Source organism: Gluconacetobacter johannae (genome assembly GCF_014174305.1).
Classification (GTDB): Bacteria; Pseudomonadota; Alphaproteobacteria; order Acetobacterales; family Acetobacteraceae; genus Gluconacetobacter; species Gluconacetobacter johannae.
The window spans coordinates 19058-39781 of sequence record NZ_JABEQH010000003.1 but is presented as its reverse complement, the minus strand read 5'-3'; the positions used below and the strand labels follow the sequence as shown (position 1 = coordinate 39781).

Genomic DNA, 20724 nt, shown 5'->3' with positions numbered 1-20724 from the left:
CGCCATGCACGTGGTCTTCCGCGAAAGCCACGGTCTGGACGAGACGGAAACGCCCGTCGACCTCGGCCAGAGCCCGGCCGATCTGGTGGTGCTGTCCTTCTCCGACAGCGACCTCGGCGCTTTCGCGGCGGCGTGGCACGCGGCCGGGGGCACGCTGCCCACCCTGCGGCTGGCCAATCTGGCGGCCCTGCGGCATCCGCTGTCGATCGACACCTATGTCGAGGCCACGCTCGCGCAGGCCAGGGGCATCCTGATCCGGCTGATCGGCGGAGTCGGCTACTGGCCGTATGGACTGACGCAGGTGGAGCATCTGGCGCGCCGGAAGGGCATCGCCCTTGCCGTGCTGCCGGCCGACGGGCGCGAAGACCCACGCCTCGACGCCCTGTCCACCGTGCCGGAGTCCACCCTGCGGCGTCTGGCGGCCCTGTGCGACAGCGGCGGCGCGGTGGCGGCGCAGGCGGCGCTGGCGCAACTGGCGCTGGCTTCGGGCCTCGACGCCGCGCCGGTGATCGGGCTGAAGACCATTCCCGAATGCGGCTGGTACGATCCGGACACCGGCGCGGGTGCTCCGGTGCCGCAGGGCGGCGCGCCGCTGGCCGTCGTCACCTTCTACCGCGCCTATCTGACGGCGGCGGACACCGGCCCGATCGACGCCCTGATCCGCGCCATGCGCGAACGCGGCTTTCGGGCCGTGGGGCTGTTCGCCCCCTCGCTCAAGGCGCCGGATGCGGCGCACTGGGTCCGCCAGGCCCTGCGTGACAACGATGCCGCCGTCGTCATCAATGCCACCGCCTTTTCCGCGCGGGGGGCAGACGGCGCCTCGCCGCTCGACGCCACCGGCTGCCCGGTGTTCCAGGTTGCCCTTTCCACGGCGCGGCAGCGCGACTGGGCCATGGCGGAACGCGGCCTGTCGCCGGCGGACCTCGCCATGCATGTCGTCCTGCCCGAAGTGGACGGGCGGGTGTTCGCCGGCGTGGTCAGCTTCAAGTCGGCGGACGAGCGCGATGCCCAACTCGAGTTTTCCCGGCTGATGCACCGGGCCGACGCCGACCGCGTCGCCGCCGCGGCCAACCGCGTGGCGTCATGGCACCGTCTGGGCGCAACCCCCGCGCCCGAACGACAGTTGGCGATCGTCCTCTCGACCTATCCCGGCCGCCCCGACCAGATGGCCCACGCCGTCGGGCTGGATGCGCTGGCCTCGACGGACGCCATCCTGGCCGACCTCGGGCAGGCAGGCCATACCGTGCCACCGGGCGACCGGCCCCTGGCCGACGCGTTGCTGACCGGCCGGCAAAGCTGGCCGCTGGACGCCTATCGCGCCGCCCTCGCCCGGCTGGCGCCGGAGTTGCGACAGGCGCTGCAAGAGGCATGGGGCGATCCGGCGGCCGATCCATCGGTACGCGACGGAGAATTCCATTTTCCCGCCGTCCGCCGGGGGGCGATACTGGTCGCCCTGCAACCGGAGCGCGGCGAGGCGCGCCTGCGCGAAGGGGAGTACCACGACCTCGCCCACACCCCACGGCACGCCTATGTCGCGTTCTACCTGTGGCTGAGGGCGCAGCGGTTTCATGGGCTGGTGCATGTCGGCGCGCACGGCACGCTGGAATGGCTGCCCGGCAAGGCGGTGGCCCTGTCCGGCACCTGCTGGCCCGACGCGCTGCTGGGCGGCCTGCCGGTCATCTATCCGTTCATCGTCAACGATCCGGGCGAGGCCGCGCAGGCCAAGCGCCGGACCGGCGCGGTCACGCTGGGCCACCTGCCGCCGCCCCAGCGCGGCAGCGCGGTGCCGGACGGGATGCTGCGGCTGGAGCGGCTGCTCGACGAATATTCCACCGCCGAGGGGCTGGATCCGGCCCGCCGCGACCGCCTGATCGAGGCGATCCGCGCCGAGGCGCGGGCCGCCGGTGTCGAACAGGACCTCGACATCCCGCAGGGCGCCGGCGCGGCCGAGGCCATCGTGCGGATCGACCGCTTCGTCTGCGACATCAAGGAAAGCCAGTTCGGCGATGGCCTGCACATCTACGGCCAGGGGGCGGGCGAGCGCGAAGGCCTGCTGACGGCGCTGTCCGGTCGCCGGGTCGCGCCGGGCCCGGCGGGGTCGCCCCTGCGCGGACGGGCCGATGTCCTGCCGACCGGGCGCAATCTCTACGCGGTCGATCCGCGCGCCGTGCCCAGCCGGGTCGCGCACGGGCAGGGCGTGCGCCTGGCCGAAGAACTGCTGCGCCGCCATCTGCAGGACCACGGCGACTGGCCGCGCGGCCTGATCGTCGATCTGTGGGGGTCGGCCACCATGCGTACCGCCGGCGAGGAATTCGCCATGGCCCTGCATCTGGCCGGGCTGGCCCCGCAATGGGACGCGGGGTCGGAGCGCGTGTCCGGCTTCGAAATCATCCCGCCGGCCCTGCTGGGCCGCCCGCGTATCGACGTGACGCTGCGGGTGTCGGGCCTGTTCCGCGATGTCTTTCCCGGCATGGCGCAGATGTTCGAGGCCGCCGCCGCCGCCCTGGCCGAACGGGACGAACCGCCGGAGGAAAACCCCTATGTGGTCCGTGGGCCACGGGTCTTCGGACCCCGGCCCGGCCATTACGGGGTCGGCATGGGCGCGGCGCTGGAAGATTACAGCCACGAGGGCCGCGCCGCCGCCGGCGAGGCCTGGCTCAGCGCCTCGGAATGGACCATCGGCGCGGGCGGCGACATACGGCGCGATCGCGACGCGCTGGAAACGCGGCTCCGCACGACGGACAGCGTCGCGCATGTGCAGGACCTTGCCGAAACCGACCTGCTGCTGTCGCCCGACTACGCCGCGCATGAGGCCGGCCCCGCCGCGGCCATCGCCCGGCTCGGGGGGGCTGCGCCCACGCTCTATCACATCGACGCCACCCGGCCCGAAACACCCCGCGCCCGCATCCTGCGCGAGGAAATCGCCCGTGTAGTGCGCGCCCGCGCCGGCAACCGCGACTGGGCCAGTGGCATGATGCGCCACGGCTTTCGCGGCGCCGCGGAAATCACCGCCACGCTCGACACCCTCGCCGCGTTCGCACACCTGACCCGCGACGTGCCCGCCCACCTGTTCGACATCTATTACGACGCCACGCTGGGCCGGGACGATCTGGCGGCGTTCATGGCGCGCGAGAACCCGGCCGCCCTCGCCGCCCTGCGCGATCGCTTTCGCGCACTCGCGGCCGCCGGCCTGTGGGCCACGCGCCGCAACGCCATCGCCGCCAGCCTGCGGGACGCGCCGTGAGCGCGCCGCTGGTCAAGGGCTGGTGCCCCGGCGCCCTGCGCCCGATGCCCTCCGGCGACGGGCTGCTGGTCCGCGTCCGCCCGCCCACCGGGCGGCTGACCCAGGCGCAGGCCGCCGGCATCGCGCATCTGGCCGCGCGTCACGGCAACGGGCTGATCGACCTGTCCGCGCGGGCCAACGTCCAGATCCGCGGCGTCACCGACCAGACCCATGCCCCGCTTGTCGCGGGTCTCGCAACGCTGGGCCTGATCGACCCCACGCCCGAAGCCGAGGCACGGCGCAACATCGTCGTCACCCCCTACTGGCAGGCCGGCGACGGCACGGCGGAACTGGCCGAACGCCTGACCAGCGCCGTGCTGGACGACCCGACGATCCGCCTGCCCGGCAAGTTCGGCTTTGCCCTCGACACCGGCGCGCACCCCGTCCTGCGGGAGGTATCCGCCGACATCCGGATCGAACGCGACGCCACGGGGGCCCTGCTCTGCCGCGCCGACGGGGCCGCCGGCGGCGCGCGGGTCACGCCGGACGGCATGGCGCACACCGCGCTGGCCCTCGCCCGCTGGTTCGTCGCCAGCGGCGGCCAGGGGCGCATGGCCGCACATCTGGCCGGCGGCGCGGCGCTTCCCGCCGCCTTTACCGAAATGGAGGCCGCGCCTGCGATCGGCGCGCCGGCCCCGGCCCCCCACAGGGCGGTCGCGGGCGTCCTGGTCGGCGTCGCCTTCGGGCAGATGCAGGCCCGCACCCTGGCCGCCCTCGCCGACCTGGCCCCCCTGCGCGTCACGCCGTGGCGCCTGCTCCTGCTCGAAGGGCAGACGCGCGCGCCGGAGATCGCGCACATCATCACCCGGCCGGACGATCCCCTGCTGCGGGTTGTCGCCTGCACCGGCGCGCCCGGCTGCACCCAGGCCCTGCACCCCACGCGGGTGCTGGCGCGGGCGCTTGCGCCGCATATCCCGGCCGGTGCATTGCTGCATGTCTCGGGCTGCGCGAAGGGCTGCGCGCATCCTGGGCCGACTCCGCTGACACTCGTCGCCCAAACGCATGGCTTCGACCTTGTCCGGGGCGGCACGGCCGCCACGACGCCCATCCGGCGCCACCTGACGGTCGAACAGATGCTGGTCACGCCCGGACTGCTGACGGAAGGTCCCGATGCCCCACCTCTATGAAACCGACGGCGCGGCGATCTACCGCCGGTCCTTCGCCACCATCCGGGCGGAAGCCGATCTGGCCCGTTTCAGCCCGGAAGAGGAGATCGTCGCCGTACGGATGATCCATGCGGCCGGCATGGTCGGCCTCGAACGGCACGTGGAATTTTCCCCCGGCATGGCGATCGCCGCCCGCGCCGCGCTGGAGGCCGGGGCGCCGATCCTGTGCGACGCGCGCATGGTCAGCGAGGGCATCACCCGCGCGCGCCTGCCCGCCGATAACGCCGTCATCTGCACGCTGAACGACCCCTGCGTCGTCGATCTGGCCCGCCGGATGGGCAATACCCGATCGGCGTCGGCGCTGGAGCTGTGGCGTCCCCACCTGTCCGGCGCGGTGGTGGCCATCGGCAATGCGCCCACCGCGCTGTTCCACCTGCTCAACATGCTGGAAGATCCCGCCTGCCCCCGGCCGGCGGCGATCATCGGCTGCCCGGTCGGCTTCGTCGGCGCCGCGGAATCGAAGGATGCGCTGATGGCGGCTCTCCCGGTTCCCGCGCTGGTCGTCAGGGGGCGGCTGGGCGGCTCGGCGATCACGGTCGCCGCGGTCAACGCGCTGGCCAGCCGGAAGGAATAGCCCCGTGCCCGGCAGGATCGTCTGCGCCGGCCTTGGCCCCGGCGACCCGGAACTGATGAGCGTGCGCGCCGACCGGCTGATCCGCACGGCCCGCCACGTGGCCTATTTTCGCAAGGCCGGGCGCGCCGGACAGGCCCGGCGGATCGTCGAGGGGATGCTGGCCCCCGGCGTCACCGAGTATCCGATGGAATATCCCGTGACCACCGAACTGCCGGTGGACAGCCCCGCCTATCGCGACGCGCTGGCCGGCTTTTACGATGACTGGACGAACCGCCTGGCCGATCTGGCCCGGACGCAGGACGTGGTGGTGCTGTGCGAAGGCGACCCGTTCTTCTACGGCTCGTTCATGCACCTGCACGCCCGCCTGCAGGGGCGCGTCGCGGTGGAGGTCATCCCCGGCATCACCGGCATGACCGGCTGCTGGAACGCCACCGGCATCCCGATCACCTGGGGCGACGATGTGCTCACCGTGCTGACCGGCACGATGCCCGAGGCCGACCTGGCGCGGCATATGCGGGCCGCCGACGCGCTGGTCGTGATGAAGACCGGCAGGAACCTGCCCAGGGTGCGCCGCGCCCTGGCCGCCGCCGGCCGGCTGGAGGACGCCTGGCTGGTCGAGCGCGGCACCATGCCCGGCCAGCGCGTGATCCGCCTTGCCGAAGCCGGCGACGGCGACTGCCCCTATTTCGCGATCGTGCTGGTGCACGGGCAGGGCCGCCGCCCCGAAGCCGGACAGGGGGACGCAGCATGAGCGGCACGCTGGTCGTCGCCGGCCTCGGTCCCGGCGACGAGGCGCTCGTCACGCCCGAGGTGGCGACGGCCCTTGCCGACGCGACCGATGTCGTCGGCTACATCCCCTACGTGGCGCGCATCCCGGCGCGCGACGGGCTGACGCTGCATGCCACGGACAATCGCGTGGAGCTGGCGCGGGCCACCCACGCGCTGGACCTGGCGGCGGCGGGGCGCAGGGTCGTCGTCGTCTCGTCGGGCGACCCGGGCGTATTCGCCATGGCCTCGGCGGTGTTCGAGGCGGTGGAACAGGCCCCGCGCCTGGCCCATGTCGATATCCGCATCCTGCCCGGCATCACCGCCATGCTGGCGGCCGCCGCGCGGGCCGGCGCGCCGCTGGGCCATGATTTCTGCGCGATCAACCTGTCGGACAATCTCAAGCCCTGGGAAACGGTCGCAAGGCGGCTGCGCCTGGCGGCGCAGGCCGATTTCGCCATGGCCTTCTACAATCCGCGCTCGGCCAGCCGTCCGCATCAATTGGCCCGCGCGCTGGAGATTCTGCGCGAGGAATGCGGGCCGGACCGGCTCATCATCTTCGCCCGCGCCGTAACGACGCCCGAGGAACGACTCAGCGTGACGACGCTGGCCGAGGCCCGCGCCGAAATGGCGGACATGCGGACCGTGGTGCTGGTCGGCAACGCCTCGACACGACGCGTCGGGCGGCATGTCTACACGCCGAGGCGCGCCGAATGACCTTCCGAACCACCCCCAAGCCATGCCATCACCTCGGCCGCCGTGCGCGCGACAGGGCGGGGCGGCGTGGCGGGCCGCTCGATCAGGATCACCGGCAGGCCCAGCATGCGCGCGGCATCCAGCTTGGCCCGCGCGCCGACCCCGCCGGCATTCTTCGCCACGACATGGGTGATGCCGTGCGCCTGCATCAGGGCCATGTCCCCCTCCTGCGTGAACGGCCCGCGCGCCACGACCACCGCCGCGCGGGGCAGCGGCAGGGCGGCGCGGGGCGGATCGACCAGACGCAGCAGGTAGTCATGCCGCGGGCAGGCCGCGAAGGCATCGACCAACTGCCTGCCGATCGCCAGGAAAACCCGTGCCGGCGCATCGGGCAGCGCGGCGACCGCGCCCGCCACATCGGCCACCGCGCGCCAGTCATCGCCCTCCGCCGGCACCCACGGCGCCCGCTCGAACGCCAGCAGCGGGATGCCGGCGGCGGCGCAGGCCGCCACCGCGTTGTGGCTCATCCGGACGGCAAAGGGATGGGTGGCGTCGATCACGTGGCTGATCCCCGCCTCCCGCAGATAGGCCGCCAGCCCCTCCGCCCCGCCAAACCCGCCGACCCGGACCGGCAGGGGCTGCCGGGCCGGCGACGCGGTCCGGCCGGCATAGGAAAAGAGGGCGTCCGTCCCCGCTTCGGCCAGAACATGGGCCATCTGGCTGGCTTCGGTGGTGCCCCCCAGCAAGAGGACGCGCGTCATGGCTGACTCCTGGGCTGACCCCTGGCTTGCGATCATCGGCATTGGTGAGGATGGCATGGCAGGTTTGCCGGCGGCGCGCCATGCCGAGCTGGCCCGCGCCGAGGTGATTTTTGGCGGCCCGCGCCATCTTGCGTTGGTGAACGCGGGCGACAGGGGCCGCGCCTGGCCGGTGCCCTTCTCGGTCGAACCGGTCCTGGCCGAGCGCGGACGCAGGGTGGCGGTTCTGGCGTCGGGCGATCCGTTCTGGTTCGGCGCGGGCGCCACCCTTGCCGCCCGGCTTGAACCGGGCGAGTGGCTGGCCCACCCGGCGCCATCCACCTTTTCGCTGGCGGCCAGCCGGCTGGGCTGGCGGCTTGAACAGGTGTCCTGCCTGGGGCTGCACGCGGCGCCGTTCGAACGGCTGACGCCTTCGCTGAGCGCGCAGGGGCGGGCGATCTGCCTGCTGCGCGACGGCCCCGCCGCCGGCGCGCTGGCGCGGTGGCTGGTCGGCCGGGGGTTCGGCGCCTCCGCCCTCCACGTCATGGAGGCCCTGGGCGGCCCGCGCGAGCGCATCCGCACCGTCGGCGCGGCCGATTTTGCCTTCACCGACGTCGCCGCGCCGGTTGCCGTGGCCATCGCCATGTCCGGCGCGCCGGGGCTTGGCCGGGCGTCGGGCCTGCCTGACGAGACGTTCATCCATGACGGGCAGATCACCAAGCGCCCGGTCCGCGCGCTCACCCTGTCGGCCCTCGCGCCGCGCCCCGGCGAACGTCTGTGGGATCTCGGCGCGGGATCGGGGTCGATTTCGGCGGAATGGTGCCTGGCCGGCGGGCGGGCCGTCGCGGTCGAAACCCGCGCCGACCGCGCCGCGACCATCCGCGCCAATGCCCAGGCCCTTGGCCTGGACCACCTGCTCCGGATCGTGGAAGGCGAGGCCCCGGCGGCGCTGGCGGGCCTGCCCCCGCCCGATGCCGTGTTCATCGGCGGTGGCGCCCATGCCGCCCTGCTCGATCACCTGTGGGCCCTGCTGCCGCCCGGAACGCGGATCGTCGCCAACGGCGTCACGCTGGAGACCGAGACGCTGCTGGCCGCATGGCACGGCCAAAAGGGCGGCGAATTGCTGCGTATCGAGCTGGCAACCGCCGCACCTCTGGGGTCGATGCGCGGATGGCGCCCGGCGCGCCCCGTCGTGCAATGGAGCGTGACGCGATGAGGGTCGCGGGCTTCGGCTTCCGGCAGGCCGCCAGCCTGGCGTCGCTGCGCGATGCGCTGGCGGCGGCGGGGGGCGCCAGGGGCATCGACGCCCTGGCCACGGTCGCGCAAAAGGCCGGTTCGCCCCCGCTTCTGGCGCTGGCGGCGGAACTGGGCCTGCCCATCCGCGCGCTGGCGGCCGAAACGCTGGCGCATGTCGCCACACCAACCCGGTCCAGCCGCGTCATGGCGGGTTTCGGGACCGGCAGCATCGCCGAAGCGGCCGCGCTGGCCGCCGCCGGAGCAGGCGCGCGCCTGCTCGCCCCCCGCGCGGCCTCGGCCGACGGGATGGCAATGGCCGCCATTGCCGAGAAAGCCGAGGGGAACAACGCATGACGATTCACTTCATCGGCGCCGGACCGGGCGCGCCCGATCTCATCACCCTGCGCGGGCGGGACCTGATCGCGGCAAGCCCCGTATGCCTCTATGCCGGATCGCTGGTTCCGGCGGCGCTGCTCGACCATTGCCCACCCGGCGCGCGCATCGTCAACACCGCGCCGCTCTCGCTCGACGCCATCATCGCCGAAATGGTGGCGGCACAGGAAGCGGGTCATGATGTCGCCCGCCTGCATTCCGGCGACCTGTCGGTGTGGTCCGCCATGGGCGAACAACTGCGCCGCCTGCGCGCGCTGGGCATTGCGTATGACGTGACGCCCGGCGTGCCGTCCTTCGCCGCCGCCGCCGCCGCGCTGGGCGCCGAACTGACCCTGCCGGGCGTTGCCCAGTCGGTGGTGCTGACACGCACCTCCGGCCGCGCCACCTCCATGCCGCCGGGCGAGACCCTTGCCGCCTTCGCCGCCACGGGCGCCACGCTGGCGATCCATCTGTCGATCCATGTGCTGGACCGCGTCATGGCCGAACTGACCCCGCATTACGGTGGCGACTGTCCGGTCGCCGTGGTGTGGCGCGCAAGCTGGCCGGACCAGCGCATCGTCCAGGCCACGCTGGACACGCTGGAAGCCGCGCTGGCCACCGAACTGGAACGCACGGCGCTGATCCTGGTCGGCCGCGCGATCGGGGCCACGGACTTCGGCGAAAGCCGCCTCTATGCCGGCGATTATGACCGCCGGTTCCGCCCCGTCGGCACCGCCCCCCGCTTTCCAGAGGCGGAATGAGCACCCCTGGCCTCATCATCTCCGCCCCCGCCTCGGGCGCGGGCAAGACCATGGTCACGCTGGGGCTGCTTGCCGCCCTGCGGGCGCGCGGCCAGGCGGTGCAGCCCTTCAAGAACGGGCCGGACTATATCGACCCGGCGTTCCATAGCGCCGCATCGGGGCGCGCCTCGGTCAACCTCGACACCTGGGCCATGTCGGCCGAGCGGATCGCGGGGCTGGTCGGCGCCCGCGCGGACGCCGAGTTGATGATCGCCGAAGGCTCGATGGGCCTGTTCGATGGCGTGGCATCGGCGGGCGAAACGGGCAATGGCGCCAGTTCCGACCTGGCGGCGCTGACCGGCTGGCCCGTCGTGCTGGTGCTGGATGTGTCCGGCCAGGCCCAGTCCGCCGCCGCCATCGCTCATGGCTTCGCGACGCTGTCGCCCCAGGTGAGGCTGGCGGGGGTGATCCTCAACCGGGTCGCCAGCCCGCGCCACGAGGCGCTGGTCCGCGCCGGCATGGCGGCCGCCGGGCTGCGCGTGCTGGGCGCCCTGCCCCGGCGCGAGGCCGTGGCCCTGCCCGCGCGGCACCTCGGCCTGGTGCAGGCCGAGGAGCAGCCGCACCTTGCCGCGCTGCTGGGCGAGCTTGGCGCATTCATCGCCGCGCATGTCGATCTGGATCACATTCTGACGCTGGCGGGCGGCGCCTTCGGCACAAGCGGCCGGCCGGTTGCGGTAGCGCCGCCCGGCAATCGCGTGGCGCTGGCCCGCGATGCGGCCTTTTCCTTCGTTTACCCGCATCTGATCGAGGGATGGCGCACGGCAGGGGCGGAAATCGTGCCCTTCTCGCCGCTCGCCGACGAAGCGCCCGACCCGGACGCCGACGCCTGCTGGCTCCCCGGCGGCTATCCCGAACTCCATGCCGGCACACTGGCCGCCGCCACCCGTTTCCGCGACGGGCTGCGACGCTTTGCCATGAGCCGGCCGGTGCATGGCGAATGCGGCGGCTACATGGCGATGGGCGCGGGGCTGGTCGACGCGCAGGGCACGCGGCACGAGATGGCGGGCCTGCTGGGCCTGGAAACCTCATTCGCCAGACGGCGGATGCATCTGGGCTACCGGCTGGCGACGCTGCTCGCGCCCATCCCCGGCCATGATGCGGGCAGGCGGCTGCGCGGGCACGAGTTCCACTATGCCACCATCGCCAGCCAGCCGGACGACGCGCTGGCGCGGACCGTCGACGCCAACGGCGCCGAGGTGCCCGAGGCCGGGTCCCGGCGCGGATTGGCCACCGGCACCTTCTTCCACCTGATCGCGCCGGCCGACCAACCCGACGGGAGCCACGCATGATCGACCTGGTTCTTGTCGGCATCGGCACGGGAAATCCCGAACATCTGACCCTGCAGGCCATTCGCGAACTCAACGCCGCCGACCTCATCCTCATCCCGCGCAAGGGCCGCGACACGGCCGACCTGGCCGAACTGCGCCGCGCCATCTGCACGCAGGTGCTGACCAACCCGGCCACCCGCATCGCCGAATTCGACATGCCGCGCCGCAACGCCGCCGACCCCGACTACCGCCGGGGCGTCGCGCACTGGCACGACGCCATCGCCGGCGTGTGGACCGAAGCCATCCGCTCGAACCTGCCCCAGGACCAGGACCAGGACGCTGCGGGCGGCGGCACGGTCGCGCTGCTCGTCTGGGGCGACCCGGCCCTGTACGACAGCACCCTGCGGATCGCCGCCCGGCTGACCCCGGCGCCTGCGGTACGCAGCATTCCCGGCATCATGTCGCTGAACATGCTGGCGGCGGCCCACGCCATCGCGCTCAACGACATCGGCGCACCGTTTCTGGTCACCACCGGGCGCCAACTCCGCGATCACGGCTGGCCGCAGGGGGCCGATACCGTGGCGGTGATGCTGGATGGCGACTGTTCGTTCCAGCACATCGCGGCGGACGACGTCACCATCCACTGGGGCGCCTACGTCGGCATGGCCCAGCAGATCCTGCTCTCCGGCCCCCTCGCGCAGACCGGGCCGCGGATTATCGCCGCCCGGGCCGAGGCCCGCGCACGCCATGGCTGGATCATGGACATCTACCTGCTCCGGCGAAGCACAGGCGACGGGCAACCGGACGGGTCGGCAGAGGGTGCGGCCGGCGCGTCCTTTCCCGCGCACGGCGGACAGGTGCGGGCGATCATGCGCCATTTTCCCGACGCGCCCCGCCCGTTCATCGACCTGTCGACAGGCATCAATCCGGACAGCTATCCGCTGGACATGCCCGCGCCCCAGGTCCTGGCCCGCCTACCCGAAGCGGACGAGGAAGACGATCTGCGCGCGGCGGCGGCGGCGGCCTACGGCGCCGCCGACCCCGCCATGGTCGCGGCCGGCCCCGGCAGCCAGAGCCTGATGTCCCTGCTGCCCCGCGTCATAAGCGCATCGGCCGCCTGCATCCTGGGGCCGACCTATTCCGGGCACGCCACCGCCTGGCGGCAAGCGGGGGCGGCGGTGCGCGAGGTCTTCGACCCTGACGGCCTCATGCGCCAGTCGGCGCAACCCGGCACGGTCTGTATCGTGTGCAATCCCAACAACCCCGACGGGCGCATCCTGCCGGCGACGATGCTGCGGGACCTTGCCGACCGGTGCGCGTCACACGGAAATCATCTTGTCGTGGACGAGGCTTTTGCCGATTTCGATGGAGAAAGCCTGATACCGGCCCTGCCGCACCCGGGCCTGATCGTCCTGCGTTCGTTCGGCAAGACCTATGGCCTGCCGGGGGTACGGCTGGGATTTCTCCTGGCCTCCCCGGAAACGGCGGAACGGGCGCGCAACCTGATCGGCGCCTGGCCCGTCGGCAGCCTGGCCCTTGCCGCCGGCCGTCAGGCCCTGCGGGACCGGCAGTGGCTGGAACATGCCCGCCTGACGGCGTCCCGCGCGCATGACCGCCTTGCCCGGCTTCTGGACGGGGCGGGACTGCGCCACGTGGGGCAGGCACGCCTGTTCACCCTGGTCCGGACAGACGGTGCGCCGGATCTCTGGGCCCATCTGTGCCGTCACGGGATCGTCACCCGTATATTCGACACGCAACCGGACGCCCTGCGCCTTGGCTTGCCGGGCACCGAAGAGGCCTGGACCCGCCTGGACGGCGCCCTGCGGACCTGGCGAAGGAAAGGCCCGAAGGCGGCAGGATGAAGCTATGGGGCATCGCATCCGGCCTGCCGGATGACGTACGACGGGGTATCATACCCGCACGCGACAGCACCGGCGGTCATGACAGCTCCATCGCCGCATGGCTCCACGCAACCGGCGATCGCCATCCGATCGTCGCCGGCCCGGACGTCGATCTGACCGCCCTGGGGCCCTGCCCCGAACGTCAGATCCTCACCCAGCCCGCCCTGCGCGACCGCGATCAGGGACAGTGGCACGGCTGCCGCCTCCGCGATCTGCCGCCGGACGATGTGCGCCGCTGGATCGACGACCCGGACTTTGCTCCGCCCGACGGCGAAAGCGGCCGCGCGGCATTCGAACGCATCGGCGGCTGGCTCGATCGTCTGCCCGGCGGGACGGGCGCCCTCATCGTCATCGCACGACCGGCAGTCATCAGGGCGCTGCTGATCCGCTGCCTGGGCGGCAGCGCCGAGATGATGCGGCGCCTGGATGTGCCGCCCTCAAGCCGCAGCGAGATGTCCCGCCATACCGGCTGGCGGATCTCGGCCATCGGCGCGCCGCTGGCCTGCCTCCCCCACAAGACGGGCGGCAGTCAGCCGACCTGACGGCGCCCGGTTGTCCCCCGCGCCAGGGCGGTGGTCGCCAGCGGTCCGAAAATCAGCCCCAGCGCCCCCCACAGGACGACCTGCATCCCGATGGCCGCCTCGCGAAACCGCCAGAGCACGACGGCGGGGAAATCCGCCGGCACCTCATTGATATCGGGCAGTCCACTCTGCACCAGCGCCGTCAGGGCCACGAACAGCCCGACCCCGCACAACGCGCCGTTCCACAGTCCGAAATGCTGCGTCAGGCGTCGCCCCACCAGCAGAGAGAGCGCCATCACGCACAGCGACAGCACGATCATCTCGAAATACGTCGCGGTCCGCAGCCCTATGGTACCAGCCTGTCCCACCGCCGGCGGATTGGGCGGATATTTCAGATCGGGTATCAGCACGAAGGTCAGGAACCCCGCCCCCGCCAGCAACAACGCCAGCGCGCGGGGCGATATCCGGCCCACCCGCCCATATGCCAATGCGAAGACAATGGCGAAAATCCCGCCATAGGCCGCGCCATACATCACCGCCGCCGTCAGCAGGCCGAACGATGCCTGCACGGTACGACTGACGATTTCGGGTTCCGTCGCCATGCCGGCGGCAGCATCCCGCGCACTTTCGAAGGCGATGGACAGATCGACCTGCGGTTCGCCGAACACGCGGGCAAACAGGAATGCAAGACACGCGGCGAAGACGCCGGCGATCATGCCACGCGCCAGAAGACGTCCGGCCATGATGGGTTTCCCGCGGTCAGTGGCAGGGAAAACCCAGAAGATGTCGCCCATCGTGCACGAATTCATGCACCGCATGACCCGAAACCAGCGACGTGGCGCCCTGCTCGGCGCCCACGAAGTACAGCAGCACCACGGCCAGGACCAGGCCGAATACCGCCCACGGCAGAAGCGCGCGCAACGGGATGGCTTCGGGCGCCACGGAAGATGCGGGAAGGGATGTGGAAAGACCGTAGCTCATGACGTACTCCGCTCGAAAAATCGCGTTCCGCGGTGGGACAGAAAGGAGGTGGGGGTCTGGCTTTCCATCACGCATGGCGTGGCGGCAATTACAGTGGCGCGACCGCGTCGGACTTTCACCGACTTCCCCTGCTTCCAAGGCTGCACCTTAATCGCGACGCCTGCCCTGTCAATGCTCGGCAAGCCGGCCTGCCGATCCGCCGCCCGGGCACAACGAGCCTCGGTAGAAACCATCCGTGCAGGATTGTCATCGCTACCTCATCCGCCTCGGCAGGGGAAGCCTGATAAGCATTTTTTATCAACAATCATAAGAACATAAAATTTCATTTTTGTTTCACCTTCATGTAGATAGGGAATCGAAACGACGCGAGAGCGGGAACAACGCCGGCCCGAGTGATCCCCCCAAAGGAAAATGAGAGAGATGACCCCGAAAATGCTGCTTTGTTCAACATTCTTTATCCGGAACGTTGCGCCTCGTTCGTGTTGGGTCGCTCTCGCGGTCTTCGGCCTGCACGCGTCTTCCTTCGCGGCGTCGGTGCACAAGGCGCCCGGTGAGACGAACCCCGTAGCCGCCACCCGGAAGCCGGCCTCCCAGACGATGTCGCATGGGGCACAGAGCCGCCGCCAAGCGCCTGGCCGGCTGATTTCCCATGCGAACGAAGCCATTTCCGTCCAGGGGGCGCGCCTGTCCAACTCGGTGTTTTCGCCTTCGACGCGCGAACACAGTACCGTGCAGGTCTTCCGCTACAGCGCCGAGCAGCTTCGCGAGACGGGGCAGACGAACATCCTCGCGGCGATCGCACAGCTTTCGCCTGCGGTCACGTCATCTCCGTTCGGCGGGATCGGCGGCAACGGCCTGAACAAGACCATGCAGCTCCGCAACCTGGGCGCCGACCAGACGTTGATGCTGGTCAACGGCAAGCGCCGTCACGTCGACGCCAATTTCAACTATTTCCAGTCTGGTCCGAACTACGGCACGGATCCGGCCGATCTGTCCCTGATCCCGATCAGCGCCATCGACCATGTCGAGATCATCACGGAAGGCGCAACGGCACTCTACGGACAGGACGCCGAGGCCGGGGCGGTCAATATCGTCCTGAAGCGCGACACGCGGGGCGGATCGATCAACCTCCAGAACAGCGGATATTACCTCGGCGACGGCCAGGCATTCGATGGAAACGCCGATTACGGCATGGCCCTTGGCCATGATGGAGGCTATTTCAACGTCGCGGCGCAGATTTCCAACCAGCTTTCCACGAACCGCTCCGGCAACTATCCGGGCAATCTCTATTTTCCGGGCGATCCCCGCAACCAGACGGCCAGCAAGGACGTGCAGCGCATTGCCGGCACGCCCAGGACGCTGCTCGAAACCCTCAGCACCAACACGGCCTATCCCGTCGGGGACAGGTTCGAGATCTACAATACGTCGACCTTCGCCCACAAGGACATGGTCCAGGCCCAGACCTATCGCGCGCCGTCGAACGACACGGTCGTGCGGGCGATCTACCCCAATGGCATGCAGCCCCTGGCGCTGGCGCAGGAATACGATTTCCAGGTGGACAACGGTATCCGGGCAAGAGATTTCCTGGGCATGCAATGGGACGCCTACGTCAATTACGGGCGCGATTCCATGGCGACCCACATCGCCAACACCGTAAACCCCACGCTCGGCACGGCCAGTCCGACGACGTTCCTCACCAGCCTGTTCATTTCCACCGAGCTTGCGGCGGGCCTGCGCGCCACCAAGTTCTTCCATCCTTCGGTTTTGCCCAAGCCCGTCAGCCTGTCCTACGGTTTCGAGTACCGCTTCGACACCTATCAGGTCGGGGCGGGAGATCCGGCATCCGTCATGGACGGCGGCGTGCCGATCCTGGACGGCCCGAATGCCGGAAAGGCCGCGGCGGCCGGAGCGGTGGACAAGTTCGGCGTGCCGCGCGAGGCGGGAAGCATCAACAACCGCGGCATCTACGACGGTTATGTCAATCTTGATCTCTACGCGACGCAGAAATGGGAATGGACGCTGGGCGGCCATGTCGTCGGCTATGACGACGTGGGCATTCATCCGACCGGATCCATCGGAACGCGCTATAATTTCAGCAGCAGGCTCGCCATCCGGGCGAACGCCAACACGGGCTATCGTGCCCCGACCCTGGGCGAGGAAGCCTTCTTCGCCGAGACGACCTATCCGACCTATCGCACGGCCCAGCTTCCGGTGAATTCCTCCTGGGCGAAGTCGCTCGGCGCAACCCCGCTCAAGGGCGAGCAATCGCGCAGCTTCAGCGTCGGCGTGGACGCCACGCTCCTGCCGAACTGGACATTGACGGCCAATCTCTATCGCATCTCGATCAACGACCGTCTTTTCAATACGTCCCAGTTCGGGGGCAGCCAGGTCGAGAACCTGCTGGCGACCGCCGGCCTGCCGGGGGTCTACTACGCGGCCTACTATAGCAACCCGGTCAATACGACGACCAACGGTGGCGACCTCGCCACGTCCTACACATGGAAGACCGCTCGGTCCGGAACGTTCCAGTTCCGCTTTTCCGTCAATATCGGCGATACCCAGATCAGCCATTACAATGCGACCCCGGCGCTTCTCGCCGGAATGGGCCTCAGCACTTTCAATCGCACCAACGAGGAATATCTCCTCCATTCCTCGCCACGGAACATCGAGAACCTGACGGTTCTGTGGAACAAGGGGCCCTATTCCATCAGAGTGGAGGAGCAGCGCTTCGGCTCCTACACCTGGGTCGCCTCGCCATCCCTCCAGCAGCCGCAATGGACTTATGCCGGCCCGTCCTACATCACCAACCTCGAACTCGGCTATGACATCCTCCCGAAATGGCATGTCGCAGCGGGCGCCTATAACGTCGGCAACCACTATCCGGCCCAGGCGAACGCCGCGTCCCGAGCGGCGCTCCAGAACGCATTCCTCTATGCCGGGAATTCTCCTTATGGCTTCAATGGCGGCATGTATTACGTAAAGACATCCCTGCGCTTCTGACGTGTGGCGACGGACACGCGCATACGGCGTGTCCGCCGCAAGGGATGGTCGCAATCTGGCGGAGTTTCATGACAGTCCTGCTCCCTGAATCCCGTGTCGCGCGTCATTCCATGACGCATGTCGCCCTTGCCAGCATGGTCGGGACCGCCCTGGAGTGGTACGATTTCATGATCTACAACACCATGTCGGCGCTCGTTTTCGGTCCGTTGTTCTTCCCGACGAGCTCGCCGATGGTGGGGACGCTGATGGCGTTTTCCACCTACGCCGTCGGCTATATTTCCCGCCCGCTGGGCGGCATGATCTTCGGGCAGATGGGTGATCGGATCGGAAGGCGGGCGGTTCTGACGATCACCCTGCTGCTCATGGGGATCTGCACCGGACTGATCGCTCTGCTGCCCAGCTACCGGACGGCCGGCCTGGCCGCCCCGGCCATCCTCGTCCTTCTGAGGTTCCTTCAGGGTATCGCCCTGGGCGGGGAATGGGCCGGGGCGGTGTTGCTTGGCGTGGAGCACGGCAGCGCCGATCGCCGCGGGCTCAATGCGTCCTGGGCGCAGATGGGCCCGGGGGCCGGGACACTGGCCTCCTCCGCCGTGATCGCGTCCATCGCCGCCCTGACGAGTGGAACACAGTTCATCGCGTGGGGATGGCGCATACCTTTCGCCCTCAGCGGCGTACTCGCCGTCATCGGGCTGTGGCTCAGGTCGGGCGTGCCGGAAACACGGACGTTCGAGACGATGCGCCAGTCCGGACAGACCCTGCGCTCGCCCATCCGGCACCTCCTGCGCCGCCACGGACGGTCGCTGGTGATTGCCGCGCTGTCGCGGATCGGACCCGACGTTCTGTACGCGCTTCTGGTGGTGTTCAGCCTCACCTATGTCACACAGATCGTCGGGCAGTCGCGCGTCGTGGTTCTCACGGCGCTTCTCGTCGGATCCGCTTTCAGCCTGCCCGCGACAATAGGCTTCGCTCTCCTCGCCGACTGGGTCGGCGTCAGGGCGGTGTATCTCGGCGGTCTTCTGGCGGCCGTTCCTTTCGCGTGCCTCTTCTTTCCGGTGGTCCGCACCGGACAGGAGGCGGCGATTATCGCGACGATCGCCGCGGGCCTGGTGATCCACGCGTCCATGTACGCCGTCCAGGGGGCCTTCATCACGGCGTGTTTTCCCGCCGAGATCCGCTACAGCGGATCCTCGATCTCCTACACCTTCGGCAGCCTGGCCGGAGGCGGAGCATTCGCGCCGCTCATCATGGCCGCTCTCTACCGCTCGACCGGCTCGGCGGTCGCGCTCTCTTTCTACGTCGTCGTGGCGACCGTCATCACGGCGCTCGGCCTCTTGTCGGCACGCGGCGTCGCCAAACAGGAATAACGAAAAATGGAATTTGAACTCAGCGTCGTCCCCATGATTTCGACGGTCGTCATCGCGGGATGGGCCGGACGTGACCGGGAGGATGTCGAGCATCACATACGAGAGCTGGAGGCGCTCGGCGTGGCCCCGCCCTCGGCGACGCCCCTCTTCTATCGCGTCTCCGCCGACCGGCTGACCCAGGCCGACTCGATCACGGTCGTGGGGGACAATACCTCCGGCGAGGCTGAACCTGTCCTCGTCCAGACCGATGACGGGCTATTCGTCGGTGTGGGGTCGGATCATACCGACCGGACGTGCGAGAATTTCAGCGTGGCCCTGTCCAAGCAGATCTGCCCCAAGATCGTGGGCCGCCGGTTCTGGCGGTACGAGGACGTGATCGACCACTGGGACGACCTCGTGCTGCGCTCCTACCGCCATGTCGGCGAGGACCGCGTGCTTTACCAGGAAGGCACGCTTGCCGCGTTGCTTCGGCCCGAACGGCTGATGGAACTGGGCCCGGCGTCGGGTCCGTCAGGTCGGGGACTGGCGGCGGGAGGCCTCATGTTCTGCGGGACGATGCCTGCGATCGGCGGAATCGTCCCGTCCGAGGGGCTGACAATCGAGCTGTCCAATCCGGTTTCCGGCCGGACGATCACCCACGCCTATCGCGTGGATCACCTCCCTGTCGTGGCATGAACCGCCCCGGTAGCGCGGGCGTGACGCCCCTGGTTTCAAGGGCCTCCCACATGTCGTGCGAGCAACGCGTCAGGGAGATCCTGGCGCGCCTCGCGCGCGACGAACCGGCCACCCGGAATGTCTTTCACGTCCTTTACGCCGACACGGCGCTGGCCGAGGCCCGCGCTTCGGACCAGCGCAGGACGCAGCAGCGTCCCCTGGGGGCGCTGGACGGACGGATCGTCTCGGTCAAGGATCTGTTCGATGTCGCGGGCAGCGCGACGATCGCGGGTTCCCGGCTTCTGGAAGGCGTCACCTCTCCCGCATCGGCCGATGCGCCGGCCGTCGCCCGCCTGCGGGCGGCGGGCTGTGTCGTAATCGGCCGCACCACCATGTCCGAACTGGCCTTCTCGGGTGTCGGGATCAATCCGCACTACGGAACACCCGGCAATCCGGTCGATCCGCTCCGCATTCCCGGCGGGTCCTCGTCCGGCGCGGCGGTCTCGGTGGCGGCGGGCCTCGCGGATATCGCGCTCGGCAGCGATACAGGCGGCTCGCTTCGCATCCCGGCGGCGCTCTGCGGCATGACCGGATTCCGCCCGACTTCCGGGTGGATTCCCACGCAAGGGGCATTTCCGCTGTCCGTGACACTGGACACGGTGGGACCGATCGCATCGGATGTCTCGGGATGCAGGGATGCCTTCGCGGTTCTCTCCGGCTCGGCTCCGCTGCCGGGTCAAGATCCGACCTCCCTTGCCGGGCGAAAGATCGGCGTCAGCGGGGACGCTCGCCTGATGAGCGAGATGGACGATACGGTTTCCGCCGCCTTTGCGAGAAGTTGCGGGATTCTGCGCGATGCCGGGGCCGAGGTGATGGAGGTAGACCTGGGCCCGGTCCTGGATATCCTCGCCCGGATCGACGCCATCGGCCTGTTTCCGGGCATCGAGCTTGCCGCCCGTCTCGGACCTCTGACGGAGGACGAGCGTGGGAAGCTCGATCCGATGATCTGGGATCGCGTTCGCGTGGGCTACGATGTCCAGGCGACCGATTACCTGAAAATGCATTGGACGCGCATGTCGGCGATCGAACGGATGGACGAACTCATGGCGGGACTCGACGCGATTGTTCTCCCGACGGTTCCGGTCGTCGCGCCTATGCGGGACGCGTTGCGCGACCCGGATGCGTTCCGGCGCGCCAACGGGCTGCTCCTGCGGAACACGCGGGTCGCGAACATGCTCGATCTTCCGACGCTTTCCCTGCCGATGCCGGGTCCGGGCCTGCCGAGCGGACTGATGCTCTGGGGCCGGAAAGAAAGAGACTGGCCGTTGCTCGCGCTTGCGGGTGCGATCGAGGCGGCGCTAGGACAGAGTGAGGTCCCGGGCGCCTGACGACAACGCGCCCTACTG

General features: G+C 69.8%; 18 protein-coding genes and 1 riboswitch. Of the genes, 15 read left to right on the top strand and 3 right to left on the bottom strand.

Going from position 1 to position 20724, the window contains the following annotated elements; genetic code table 11:
* Nucleotides 1–4 precede the first annotated feature (4 nt).
* From cobN to cobJ, 5 genes are read left to right on the top strand one after another with little or no spacing between them, the layout of a single operon-like run.
* Complete coding sequence (gene cobN, locus HLH21_RS02835; RefSeq protein ID WP_182940983.1) at nt 5–3244, top strand: cobaltochelatase subunit CobN; 3240 nt, start codon at nt 5–7, stop codon at nt 3242–3244.
* The gene (gene cobG, locus HLH21_RS02830; RefSeq protein ID WP_182940980.1) at nt 3241–4410 is read left to right on the top strand and encodes a precorrin-3B synthase; all 1170 of its coding nucleotides are present in this window, start codon (nt 3241–3243) and stop codon (nt 4408–4410) included. The genes cobN and cobG overlap by 4 nt, the downstream gene beginning before the upstream one ends.
* A complete protein-coding gene (locus tag HLH21_RS02825; protein ID WP_182940977.1) occupies nt 4394–5023 on the top strand; it encodes a precorrin-8X methylmutase in 630 nt (209 codons plus the stop codon). The genes cobG and HLH21_RS02825 overlap by 17 nt, the downstream gene beginning before the upstream one ends.
* 4 nt (nt 5024–5027) lie before the next feature.
* The gene (locus tag HLH21_RS02820) at nt 5028–5774 is read left to right on the top strand and encodes a precorrin-2 C(20)-methyltransferase (protein WP_182940974.1); all 747 of its coding nucleotides are present in this window, start codon (nt 5028–5030) and stop codon (nt 5772–5774) included.
* The gene (gene cobJ, locus HLH21_RS02815; RefSeq protein ID WP_182940971.1) at nt 5771–6505 is read left to right on the top strand and encodes a precorrin-3B C(17)-methyltransferase; all 735 of its coding nucleotides are present in this window, start codon (nt 5771–5773) and stop codon (nt 6503–6505) included. Before HLH21_RS02820 ends, cobJ begins: the two co-directional genes overlap by 4 nt.
* Here the strand turns inward: cobJ and HLH21_RS02810 are convergent.
* Entirely contained in the window at nt 6481–7245 is a 765-nt protein-coding gene (locus HLH21_RS02810; RefSeq protein ID WP_182940968.1) for a cobalt-precorrin-6A reductase, read from the bottom strand. The two genes, cobJ and HLH21_RS02810, sit on opposite strands and share 25 nt — an antisense overlap.
* Between HLH21_RS02810 and cbiE the strand changes: the two genes are divergently transcribed.
* Genes cbiE through HLH21_RS02780 form a run of 6 tightly spaced genes read left to right on the top strand, consistent with a single transcriptional unit; the run spans nt 7244 to nt 13340 of the window.
* Entirely contained in the window at nt 7244–8437 is a 1194-nt protein-coding gene (gene cbiE / locus HLH21_RS02805) for a precorrin-6y C5,15-methyltransferase (decarboxylating) subunit CbiE (protein ID WP_182940965.1), read from the top strand. The genes HLH21_RS02810 and cbiE overlap by 2 nt on opposite strands.
* Nucleotides 8434–8811: a cobalamin biosynthesis protein gene (locus HLH21_RS02800; protein WP_182940962.1), complete on the top strand. Its 378-nt coding sequence runs from the start codon at nt 8434–8436 to the stop codon at nt 8809–8811. Before cbiE ends, HLH21_RS02800 begins: the two co-directional genes overlap by 4 nt.
* The gene (gene cobM / locus HLH21_RS02795; RefSeq protein ID WP_182940959.1) at nt 8808–9590 is read left to right on the top strand and encodes a precorrin-4 C(11)-methyltransferase; all 783 of its coding nucleotides are present in this window, start codon (nt 8808–8810) and stop codon (nt 9588–9590) included. The genes HLH21_RS02800 and cobM overlap by 4 nt, the downstream gene beginning before the upstream one ends.
* Nucleotides 9587–10918, top strand: a complete 1332-nt coding sequence (locus HLH21_RS02790; protein WP_182940956.1) for a cobyrinate a,c-diamide synthase — start codon at nt 9587–9589, stop codon at nt 10916–10918. The genes cobM and HLH21_RS02790 overlap by 4 nt, the downstream gene beginning before the upstream one ends.
* Nucleotides 10915–12759: a threonine-phosphate decarboxylase CobD gene (gene cobD, locus HLH21_RS16960; RefSeq protein WP_246379094.1), complete on the top strand. Its 1845-nt coding sequence runs from the start codon at nt 10915–10917 to the stop codon at nt 12757–12759. Before HLH21_RS02790 ends, cobD begins: the two co-directional genes overlap by 4 nt.
* Entirely contained in the window at nt 12756–13340 is a 585-nt protein-coding gene (locus HLH21_RS02780) for a histidine phosphatase family protein (protein WP_182940953.1), read from the top strand. The genes cobD and HLH21_RS02780 overlap by 4 nt, the downstream gene beginning before the upstream one ends.
* Here the strand turns inward: HLH21_RS02780 and HLH21_RS02775 are convergent.
* Together HLH21_RS02775 and HLH21_RS02770 are read right to left on the bottom strand one after the other, a co-directional pair.
* On the bottom strand, nt 13328–14062 hold the full coding sequence (locus tag HLH21_RS02775; protein WP_182940951.1) for a CbtA family protein: 735 nt from the start codon (nt 14060–14062) through the stop codon (nt 13328–13330). The genes HLH21_RS02780 and HLH21_RS02775 overlap by 13 nt on opposite strands.
* Nucleotides 14063–14078: 16 nt before the next feature.
* On the bottom strand, nt 14079–14300 hold the full coding sequence (locus HLH21_RS02770) for a CbtB domain-containing protein (RefSeq protein ID WP_182940948.1): 222 nt from the start codon (nt 14298–14300) through the stop codon (nt 14079–14081).
* A gap of 30 nt (nt 14301–14330) precedes the next feature.
* Nucleotides 14331–14465: riboswitch (cobalamin riboswitch) on the bottom strand.
* A gap of 432 nt (nt 14466–14897) precedes the next feature.
* Here HLH21_RS02770 and HLH21_RS02765 point away from each other — a divergent pair.
* The 4 genes from HLH21_RS02765 to HLH21_RS02750 all read left to right on the top strand — a co-directional run bounded on the left by HLH21_RS02765 (nt 14898) and on the right by HLH21_RS02750 (nt 20706).
* Nucleotides 14898–17300, top strand: coding sequence for a TonB-dependent receptor plug domain-containing protein (locus HLH21_RS02765; RefSeq protein ID WP_182940945.1), 2403 nt, complete (start codon nt 14898–14900; stop codon nt 17298–17300).
* 110 nt (nt 17301–17410) lie between these two features.
* Nucleotides 17411–18664, top strand: a complete 1254-nt coding sequence (locus tag HLH21_RS02760; RefSeq protein ID WP_220789642.1) for an MFS transporter — start codon at nt 17411–17413, stop codon at nt 18662–18664.
* Nucleotides 18665–18670: 6 nt separating this feature from the next.
* Entirely contained in the window at nt 18671–19339 is a 669-nt protein-coding gene (locus HLH21_RS02755) for a DUF2848 domain-containing protein (protein WP_182940942.1), read from the top strand.
* Nucleotides 19340–19389: 50 nt separating this feature from the next.
* Nucleotides 19390–20706 carry an amidase family protein gene (locus HLH21_RS02750; protein ID WP_182940939.1) on the top strand — a complete coding sequence of 439 codons (1317 nt, stop codon included), beginning with the start codon at nt 19390–19392 and terminating at the stop codon, nt 20704–20706.
* Nucleotides 20707–20724: the final 18 nt, after the last annotated feature.